Source organism: Bartonella sp. AD24XZML, from assembly GCF_042196485.1.
In the GTDB taxonomy this organism is placed as follows: Bacteria; Pseudomonadota; Alphaproteobacteria; order Rhizobiales; family Rhizobiaceae; genus Bartonella.
Window position 1 is genome coordinate 1 of the sequence record NZ_JBHIQH010000108.1, and the last position, 9,470, is coordinate 9,470.

The following is a 9,470-nucleotide window of genomic DNA, read 5'->3' on the forward strand; positions in this document are numbered from 1 at the left end:
TTATCTTACAGCAGTTCAAGGCGCTTATTATCAGAGGGAAATGTTGGCAGCCGAGCAGGAGGGGCGGATAGGGCGTGTTGCGCGTGACCCTTTAATGCAGATACGGGCTTTTTGGGACATTGGGGGTACGGGCGCCAAGGCAGATGCAACAGCGATATGGATAGCACAGTTTGTGGGGCGAGAAATCAGAGTGCTTAATTATTACGAAGCACAGGGACAGCCATTATCGGAACATATCGGTTGGTTACGTCAAAATGGTTATGAGAAGGCATTGATGGTGTTACCCCATGATGGTGCGACGAGAGACCGTGTGCACAATGTGAGTTTTGAGAGTGCTTTAAATGATGCGGGTTTTGAAACGCAAGTAATCCCTAATCAAGGGGCGGGGGCGGTTAAGATGCGAATAGAGGCGGTGCGGCGTATTTTGCCGTCTGTTTGGTTTAATGAAGAGATGACGGTAGCAGGGCGCAAAGCACTGAATTGGTATCACGAGAAATGGGATGAGAAGCGCGGCATTGGTTTGGGTGCAGAGCATGATTGGTCGAGCCATGGGGCGGATGCCTTTGGTTTAATGTGCATTGTCTATGAAGCACCCAGTGTCAAACCCAAGCAAGAGCGTTATTACACGATGGAAAGAGAAGCGGCATCATGGATGGCATTCTAGATCAAGACTTTCAAAAAACGACAATCCTCGATGAATATGAAATCTATAAGCGTTTAAAGTCTTGGTACGCAGAAGATATTGAACATGTCAATAAATGGCGTGAACAGGCGCGTGAAGATTTTGATTTTTATAATGGTCGTCAATGGGCAGAGGAAGATCTTGCGGTTTTAAAAGAGCAACGCCGTCCTGTCATGACTTTTAACCGCATTGCGCCCCTTGTGAATGCTATTGTTGGAGCGGAGCGTAATAATAAGCGCGAAGTACAGTTTCAACCACGGCAAATGGGAGCAGCAATACCCAATGAATTGCTTACTGGAGCAGCAGAATGGTTTCGTGATGAGGCGGAGGCGGAATATGCCGATTCCGATGCTTTTCAGGATATGGTCATTTGCGGTATGGGCTGGACAGATACGCGGCTTGATTATGATACAGATCCCGAAGGGATACCTGCTGTTCAACGTTTAGATCCCTTAAAAATGGTTTGGGATGCCAATGCTGTAAGACCAAATCTCATTGACGCACAGCGTATGTGGTATGTTGATCGTAAATCTGTTGAGGATGCTAAAAGTCTTTTTCCTGATGTTGCTGTTGAAGATCTTAACGCCGATTGGGCTATCGATAGTACAACCGCTTCTGAGGATTCTCATGTGTCGCTTGATGCGTATCAAGATGACTCCAATGCGACTTCTCTCTCAGATCCGTGTTCTGGGAAACGCTATGTTACGCTGGTTGAATGCCGTTGGTTTGAATATGAGACCACTTACAAGGCACCTGATCTTCAAACCGGCCAGATGCGCAACTATAGCAAACAGGAGTTTGAACAGCTTCAAAGGGTGATGCCACAACTACAAGGGGTGTGTTTTAATAAAAAAGTGGTGAGGCGCGCTTTTCTAGGACGACGTCTTTTAGCAAAGCCCGATAAGCCATTAGCACCTGATGGGCAACTTGGGTGGGAGTGTATCACGGGCACGCTGGATAAGCTTAAAAACCAGTTTTACGGGATTGTTCGCCCCGCAAAAGATCCACAAAAATGGTCGAATAAATATTTTAGCCAAGTGATGTTATATCCTTAATAGCCAGTCTAAGGGCGGCTTGATGGCAGAACGAGGCGCTTTCGATGATGATCGCCAAGCTATGGAAAGCTGGGCGCGAACGGATACGATTACTTGGGTTAAAAATGGCGCGCTTATAGGAGGGAAAATTCAACCAAAGCCAAGTGCACAATTTCCCAATGGATTTTTTCAGCTGTTTAATGAATCGCGTGAAGCGATAACGCATGTAACAGGATTATCAGCTGAGTTTATCGGAACACGGGAGGTCAACCAAGCAAATGTGCTGGAAAACACACGCCGGCAATCAACGCTTAATTTGCTTGCGGGGCTGTTTGACAATCTCAAGCTTTATCGGTGTAGGCAGGGAAAGATTATCCTTTATCTCATTCAGAATTATCTCTCTGATGGGCGTCTGGTACGTATTTCTGGACAAGAGAATGCGCAGTATGTTCCATTAACACGTGAAGCTGTCACAACGCTTGAATACGACATTATTGTTGATGATTCACCGACAAGCCCCAATGAAAAAGAGAAAACTTTTGCGACAATTACGCAGATGTTGCCATTGCTTGGTGGGTTCTTAACACCGGAGATGATTCCAGATCTTTTAAAGCTTTCCCCACTACCGGCAACATTGGTAGCAAATTTAACGGCAAAAGCACAGCAGGCACAACAAGAACAACAGCAACAGCAGATGATGCAACAAAGCCAAGGAGCACAATTAACTCCAGAGCAACAAGCAAAGATTGCTGTTTTACAGCAAGAAGCGCAAGCAAAGAGCACACTCTATCAACTTGATGCACAGCAGAAACAAGCGGCATTGCAGCAGAAAAATATCGAACTTTTCTTGAAACAAGAACAAGCGCGCATGCAGCTTGAGTTGCAACAGGCAAAAAATGAGATAGCGCAGCGTGATTTAGAACGCAAAGCTTTACAGGCACAGTTGGAACACTATCGAGTTTTGACAAAAAATATAATAGCACATTGAAGGGACAGAATATGGAAGAAGAGTTTACGCCTGAAGAACAAGCAATCTATGATGAACATTTTGCCAGTGATAATGTTGTTGAGTTGGTCGAGCCTGAACAAGTTGAGGAAGTTTTTGATGCAGAGGAAAGTTCTGAACAACCAGCTGTAGAACCACTTCAAGAGCAGCCAAATTCTGATGTAATAGAATCTGATAAACTAGAGCAAGAGCGGCAAGCACGCCAAAAGGCAGAACAAAGCGCCATTGAAGCGCGTGAATTGGCTATTGAACTTGCGCAAAAATATGCCGCAATGCAGGAAGAAATCACGCGCCGCCGTGAGGAAAATATTCCCTCCCTAGAAGACGACCCAAAAGCACATTTTGCATGGCTTAGTCATAAGGTACAAGAACAACAGAAATTGCTTGATGAGTTTTCTCATATGAGAGAGAGCCAAGAGCGCATGAGTCAAGAGGAATATGAACGCCAAAAATTAGGGGATTATTTCGAGGAAGCAAAAGCGCAGGTACAAGATAAATATCCAGATTTAGACAGTATCACGGACTATCTCTATGAAAGAGCAGACAGTGTCTTACAAGCGCAAGCAAGCCTTTATCCGCAATGGAAAGACCCCGCAGCACGGCAACAACAAATTGGTGCTGAATTGCGCCAAATATGCCAGCAGTGTCAGAAAGCCGGTATAAACCCAATTGAGGTGCTGGTGCAAAAAGCGAAAGCTTTTGGCTATAGTGGCGCGCCAGTTAAGGACGAAGTGGAAACCCTTCAAGAGCGCTCTCAAGCAGCGCGAACACTTACAGCGCGCGGCGGGCAAGTTCCAACAGGCGGTATGGATGTGAGAACGCTCTTTTCCATGCCGGAAGCCGAATTTGCTGTATGGGTTGAGAAAAATCCCAAAAAATTTGAACAAATTATGAGTAGAGCTTGAAGATGTGCGTGGTGACGCAACAGAGAGAACCAAGTGATTTTTATCGTTTGGGATAGCCGCAAGGCGAGTTTTAAAAACCAAGAAAGGCATTGATTGAAATGGCAGTAACAGAAGTAAAGCTCAATGACCCATTAGCCGTTGGCGTTTGGGCTAAGATGCTAAACACAGAAACTTCAAAAGCGTTGCCTATTGCACCGCTGATGGGGGAGAGCAAAAACAGCATTATCCAAGTGTTGGATATGCTAGGGAAAAGTGCTGGTGACTCCGTTACGAGTGGATTACGAGTTCAACTGATGGGGGATGGCGTTAGCGAGGGACAAACGCTGGAAGGCAATGAAGAAGCACTCCAATTTATGAATGAAAAGGTGCACATCAACGAGCTTACTCATGCGGTGCGCATAAAATATGAAGGCTCTGTTGATCAACAGCGTGTTCCCTTTAGTTTGCGTCAGGAAGCAAAGGATGGGCTTGTTGATTGGTATGCAGATCGCTTAAGTTTGATGTTCTTCATTCAGGCAGCAGGTTATACAGCACCATGGATGCAGTTTGAAGGACGCAACATAACGCTTAAACCGGTGCATTATGGTTTTAACGCGCCATCAGAGCCAAGCAAATTGCGTGTTATTCGTCCGAATAAGAAAAAGACTGATGAAGAGCTTACAAAAGATGATATTTTTACATTAGATCTTATAGATCGGGCTGTTGAACGCGCTAAACTTGCTAATCCACGTTTGCGCCCGGTTCGTGTTGATGGGAAATCGGCATATGTGATGTATCTCCACCCAATACAGGTAACTCAATTGCGTACCAATACAAAGAGTGGTCAATGGTTAGACATTACCAAGGCAGCTTATGATGGCTCTGGAGTTAAGAACCCAATTTTTAATGGTTCTTTAGGGATGTATAATGGTGTTATTTTGCGTGAAGCTGAACATGTCCCCAATGGTGTTAATTCAAAGACACAAGAGCCTGTTCCTTCTGTTCGTCGTGCTATTTTGCTTGGTGCGCAAAGTATCATCATGGCTTATGGGCGCGTTGGCAATGGTGCAACAGGAGGTGATGATAAAAAGGGTGGTACACGTTATAAACTTGCTGAAGAATTGTTTGATTATCAACGTGAATTTGGTTTGGCGGCAAAGACCATTATCGGCATGAAAAAATCACGCTACACCTTGCCTCATTCTGATCAAGGGGGACAGGATTTTGGTACCATTGTCATCCCTTCTTTTGCTGAAGCAAGCTAATTATTAAAGGATGACAATTATGGCAGAAAAATCGCTAATTACACAGGAACCTGTTGAGACCGTTGAGACTGTTGAGATGACAGATGAGGGATTGCCACCTGTTTTGCAGGGACGTAACAACTCTACGCAGCAGGTTAGTTTTTTACGGGCGCGTGTTAAATGTACAGATCAAGGGCTGATAACGAAAATTGGTGTTCTACCCCGTGGGGCTTTGATAAAAAGAATTCAAGTTTATACCATGACGGATTTTGAAGATGTAAAAGTTATATTTGGAAAAGAACCTAATGGCAATGATTATGGAGAAACAAAGCTTTTGCAATCTTACACCGGCAATGTGACCCTACCTATGGAGGAACGAGATGTTCCGCTAGAGGCTGAAAATACGATTTACATGACACGAGACAAGCAAAGCACCAAAGGTGATGCTGAGGTGATTGTTGAGTTTTACACTAATCGTTAAAGGCAAGGGGGCGTTTATTGCTTGCGTCCCCCTCCTATACAAGATGCCCCAAGACATTTGGAAGAGGGTGATATGACAATAATAGTACAGACAGGTGGTCCGATTGGAGACAAACAGACCATTACTCCTTGGGATAAAAATTTTATCCAGATGTTAAACGATATTCAGGATGAAATAGATGATCAAACAGATGAGTATGTTGATCAAGTGCAAAGGGCGATATTTTCGGCTATTCGCTTTTGTGAACGATTGCCTTTTTATTTCAATGAAAGCCGCGAAGTTGTTTTTACCACTCTAAAGGGCAAAAGCCGTTATGGCGCCGAGGCACATCCCTCTATAACAGGGGCTGTTCGCATTGTTGATGCTTACGTTTATGAAGATAATCACAGCAAAGCAAAGCTTTTGCAGGTAGATCCTCTTGTTATTGAGAATCTTGAGGATGATTGTAGCCATGGCATGCCTACACGCTATGCTTATTTTGAACAAAAGCTTGTATTGTATCCAACACCAGAGCGAGTTTATTCTATCAGGCTTATTCTTGACCCTATAAGAATAAAAGATATTGAGAGTGCACAAGAAGCGTCCATATGGTTTTTAGAAGCCTATGAACTGATCAAAACGCGTGCAAAATATGAAATTTATACCAATATTATTAAAGAACCACAGATGGCAGCGGCAGCTTTTGCCATGTTTCAAGAGCAACTCGATGCGCTACAAATTGAAACATCACGGCGCAAGAATTTGTTAAAAATTCAACACACGGATTTCTGATGACCTTTATTCCTATTGCTGAGTATAGACCAGATGTTGCATTTATTAATAGTGGTTATTCTAGTGAGATTGTGAACGTTTTACCTGCACCAAATTCGTATATTCCGTTTCCTATTGTGGCGCCGGTCTCAGATCCTTTTCCGGATGTGGTTTTGGGGGTCTATGCGGTGCGCTCATTGGGTGGTGTTCGCATCATTGTGGGGGCACCAACAAAACTTTATGAATATGACAACAGCACGCGCGGCTGGAAAGACATTAGCAAACCTCACACACAATATCACGCCAATGAGACTGCACTTTGGTCTTTTGCCTCCTTTGGTGATCATATCATTGCTGTTAATAGCAATGACCCACCACAAATGCTTTCGTTAAAAACGGATGAAAGGTTTTGTGATTTGAGCGGTAATCCCCCGCGTGCTGGACTTGTGCGTGTGTGGGGTGATTTTGTTTGCCTGATGCAATTAACAGATAAGCCAAACCGTGTTCAGTGGTCCGGTTTGAATGATGCGACACATTGGACGGTTGGGGAGAAAAGTTGCGATTATCAAGATTTTCCCGATGGAGAATATGTTCAAGGGTCTACGGAATCAACAAATCCACTTATTTTCATGCGCTCCGCCATTTATCACGCAACCTTTGTACCAGGCTCTAAAATTATATTCAGTTTTGCAAAAATAAAAGACAAAATAGGTGCGAAAAGCAGCACAGCAATTGCAAGCCGTGGAGACTGTACTTTCTTTGTCTCTGATGATGGTTTTTATCAAATCAACAGTGCTGGTGAAATGCTCCCTATAGGCTTTGGTAAAGTCGATAAAACCATCTTCACACTTTACAATAACTTTGCCATTGATGAGATGAGGGCATGTATTGATCCGGTCTATTCTCGTGTTTATTTTTCTATCAATGATAACACTGAAGGGATGCATATTTATGTTTATGATTGGCTTTTGCAAATATGGAGTGTCATTAAGGGGCAAAACCTTCTCTTATTTCCCCTTTTTGCAGCCGGTTATACATTAGAAGGCTTAGACGAAGTACAAGAGAGCTTGAAAGATTTACCAGCTTCTCTTGATAGTAAGATGTGGCAAAATGGTGCGCCTGTTTTGGGAGCTTTTACGCCAGACAACACATTTGGTTTTTTTGCGGGTCCTCCGATGGAAGCAGTTATTGCTTCACAAATTGTGGGGGATACGGGCAGGCAAATCAACCTGATGAGTGAGGCTTTTGTTCAAGCGGATACAACAAATGGTTTTTTAAGTGTTGGGGCGGCTTTTATCATTGATAACAAGAACCAATTAAATTGGGCTAAAGAGCGTTATGCCGGCTATAATATTGGGATGTATAATATCCGCTCACGGGCGCGTTATCACGCTTTGCGTCTGAGAATACCAGAAGGCACACCATGGACACATATAACAGGCTTTGATGTAACGCTGAAACCCGCGGGCATAAGATGAGTTTTAAGATCTATAATACAGAAAAATGGAGCGCTGAACAAATGGCGCCCTATTTTGACAATGTCATAAAATCGATAGCTTATTTTAATCAAAAATTCCCTGATGATTATAATACAGAAACCATTTTAAACGATATTTTGAATGGAGAAAAAGTTCTTTGGATTATCGTTGATGCGCATGAAAACTTTATGGCGCATGTCACAACACAGTTACAAGAACTCGTCACTGGAGCATTAAGGGCGGTTGTTGTCACGCTTGGTGGAAAGGGAGGAGCACCCTTAACAAAGCTTATCACTCAGATTGAAGCTTATTACAAGGAAAAAGGGGCAAAAGAGCTTGTCATCATAGGCAGGCGAGGGTGGGAAAAATCTCTTAAATCGCATGGATATTTCGTTAATCTTTTAGAATATAGAAAGCAGCTTTAATATGGGAAAAAGTTCTAAACCAATCCAGAATACCCAAAACACGACGCAAACAAATGAACCCCCTGCATGGGCAAAAGGTATTTTTGAACACGCCGCTCAAGATGCCATGACTTTTTATAACCAAGGCAGCGGAAAAGCCGTTTATGACGGGCAGCGTGTTGCGGGTTTAAGTGATCAAACAAAGAATGCGATTAATGGGCTTAGCAATAATACGTATAACTATGATAACAATTATTTAAATGGATTAGCCACAGGGCAAAATTCAACAAGCCAAAACTTAAAGAACATGGCTTCAGGGCAACAAATAGGCAATAACCCTTACTTTGATGAAGCGCTTCAAAACACATTAAATAAGGCAACAAGCTCTATTAATAGTTCATTGGCAGGTGCTGGGCGTTATGGTTCTGGGGCGCATACTGGGGTTTTGGCTAATGAATTGGGGGGCATAGCAACACAAGCTCTATCACAGCAATATAACCAAGATGTCAACAATATGATGAATGCCAATGGTCTCATTGATCAAGCAAACCAAAATCAGTTGGCGGGTGCCAATAACTTCTTTCAAGGTCAAGGTCAGGCAAATCTTAATGCGTTGACGGGAGGGAGTGTACTTGATGCCAATCATCAACGGCAATTAGATGAAGAGCGGCAAAAATGGGAGCAGCAGAACAATCTTGATTGGGACCAGTTAAGTAAGTTGCTTACAGCTGGTGGGGCTGTTGCTGGAAATTATGGAACGCGAACAGGACAAATGACGACATTGACTCCACAGCCAAAACCTAATCCGTGGGAGATTGTTGGAAATGTTGGAACTATCCTTGGTACTTTTGCTGGGCTTAGTGATATCAGAGCAAAAGAAAACATCAGAGAAGCTGGGCAGAGAAATGGCTATAAACTCTATGAATACAACTACAAGGGGCACCCAGAGCGCTATCGCGGTGTAATGGCGCAGGATGTTTTGAAGTCAAAGCCAGAAGCTGTTTTCTTGCATAAGGCGACAGGCTTTTTGCATGTGGATTATGGCAAGCTTGGCTTTGAGATGGAAAGGGTACAGTGATGGAACAAGAAAACACAAATTCTCTTTTAAAGTTGTTTGATCCAAAATTTTTGCGTCCCTTGATGTATCAGGTCATACCTCAATTGCCAAAGCATTTGTTCGAACAGCTTTCTACGCCTCCAAGCACGCCGTTGGAAGGGCGATACAAGCCAAGTTTTTTAGAACGTGCTGCTTTTAGCACAAACCCTTTTGATGCGAGCAATGGGGATAATACTCCACAAAAATTGAGTCCTACAGAGCTTATTCGCGGTGCTCAAACAGGAGGAGGAGAAGTTGGGAAAAAAACGCCAGCAGAATTGATTATGTCTACGGATGATTTAAAGCGCCAAATGCCTCCATTACCGGATGTTTCAAAGGATACTGTTAAGATACAAGAGGCGCCAGAGCAACAAAAGCATGACTTCTCAGAGCAGGGAGGTGTTGCATCAA

General features: G+C 43.4%; 7 protein-coding genes and 3 pseudogenes. All 10 read left to right on the forward strand.

From position 1 onward, the window contains the following. Positions 1 to 664: pseudogene (locus tag ACFIMX_RS09790) on the forward strand (PBSX family phage terminase large subunit); the annotation flags it as partial. Continuing rightward, positions 649 to 2,704: pseudogene (locus ACFIMX_RS09795) on the forward strand (portal protein). The pseudogenes ACFIMX_RS09790 and ACFIMX_RS09795, both read left to right, overlap by 16 nt. Before the next feature lie 11 nt (positions 2,705 to 2,715). Continuing rightward, positions 2,716 to 3,627, forward strand: coding sequence for a hypothetical protein (locus tag ACFIMX_RS09800; RefSeq protein ID WP_375639631.1), 912 nt, complete (start codon positions 2,716 to 2,718; stop codon positions 3,625 to 3,627). 98 nt (positions 3,628 to 3,725) lie between these two features. Continuing rightward, the gene (locus ACFIMX_RS09805) at positions 3,726 to 4,871 is read left to right on the forward strand and encodes a N4-gp56 family major capsid protein (protein ID WP_375694399.1); all 1,146 of its coding nucleotides are present in this window, start codon (positions 3,726 to 3,728) and stop codon (positions 4,869 to 4,871) included. A 19-nt stretch (positions 4,872 to 4,890) separates the two neighbouring features. After that, positions 4,891 to 5,331: a hypothetical protein gene (locus ACFIMX_RS09810; RefSeq protein WP_375694400.1), complete on the forward strand. Its 441-nt coding sequence runs from the start codon at positions 4,891 to 4,893 to the stop codon at positions 5,329 to 5,331. 72 nt (positions 5,332 to 5,403) lie between these two features. After that, entirely contained in the window at positions 5,404 to 6,102 is a 699-nt protein-coding gene (locus ACFIMX_RS09815; protein ID WP_375694401.1) for a hypothetical protein, read from the forward strand. After that, complete coding sequence (locus ACFIMX_RS09820) at positions 6,102 to 7,559, forward strand: hypothetical protein (protein WP_375639636.1); 1,458 nt, start codon at positions 6,102 to 6,104, stop codon at positions 7,557 to 7,559. Before ACFIMX_RS09815 ends, ACFIMX_RS09820 begins: the two co-directional genes overlap by 1 nt. Before the next feature lie 41 nt (positions 7,560 to 7,600). Then, positions 7,601 to 7,984 carry a hypothetical protein gene (locus tag ACFIMX_RS09825; protein ID WP_375694403.1) on the forward strand — a complete coding sequence of 128 codons (384 nt, stop codon included), beginning with the start codon at positions 7,601 to 7,603 and terminating at the stop codon, positions 7,982 to 7,984. Position 7,985: 1 nt separating this feature from the next. After that, the gene (locus ACFIMX_RS09830) at positions 7,986 to 9,041 is read left to right on the forward strand and encodes a tail fiber domain-containing protein (protein ID WP_375694402.1); all 1,056 of its coding nucleotides are present in this window, start codon (positions 7,986 to 7,988) and stop codon (positions 9,039 to 9,041) included. After that, positions 9,041 to 9,470 (forward strand): annotated as a pseudogene (locus ACFIMX_RS09835) (hypothetical protein); the annotation flags it as partial. The gene ACFIMX_RS09830 and the pseudogene ACFIMX_RS09835, both read left to right, overlap by 1 nt.

What these genes read in the sequence shown, in the direction of transcription:
- ACFIMX_RS09825 (WP_375694403.1), top strand. Translation starts at nt 7,601, where the DNA reads ATGGCGCCCTATTTTGACAATGTCATAAAATCGATAGCTTATTTTAAT.
- ACFIMX_RS09815 (WP_375694401.1), top strand. Translation starts at nt 5,404, where the DNA reads ATGACAATAATAGTACAGACAGGTGGTCCGATTGGAGACAAACAGACC.
- ACFIMX_RS09810 (WP_375694400.1), top strand. Translation starts at nt 4,891, where the DNA reads ATGGCAGAAAAATCGCTAATTACACAGGAACCTGTTGAGACCGTTGAG.
- ACFIMX_RS09805 (WP_375694399.1), top strand. Translation starts at nt 3,726, where the DNA reads ATGGCAGTAACAGAAGTAAAGCTCAATGACCCATTAGCCGTTGGCGTT.
- ACFIMX_RS09800 (WP_375639631.1), top strand. Translation starts at nt 2,716, where the DNA reads ATGGAAGAAGAGTTTACGCCTGAAGAACAAGCAATCTATGATGAACAT.
- ACFIMX_RS09830 (WP_375694402.1), top strand. Translation starts at nt 7,986, where the DNA reads ATGGGAAAAAGTTCTAAACCAATCCAGAATACCCAAAACACGACGCAA.
- ACFIMX_RS09820 (WP_375639636.1), top strand. Translation starts at nt 6,102, where the DNA reads ATGACCTTTATTCCTATTGCTGAGTATAGACCAGATGTTGCATTTATT.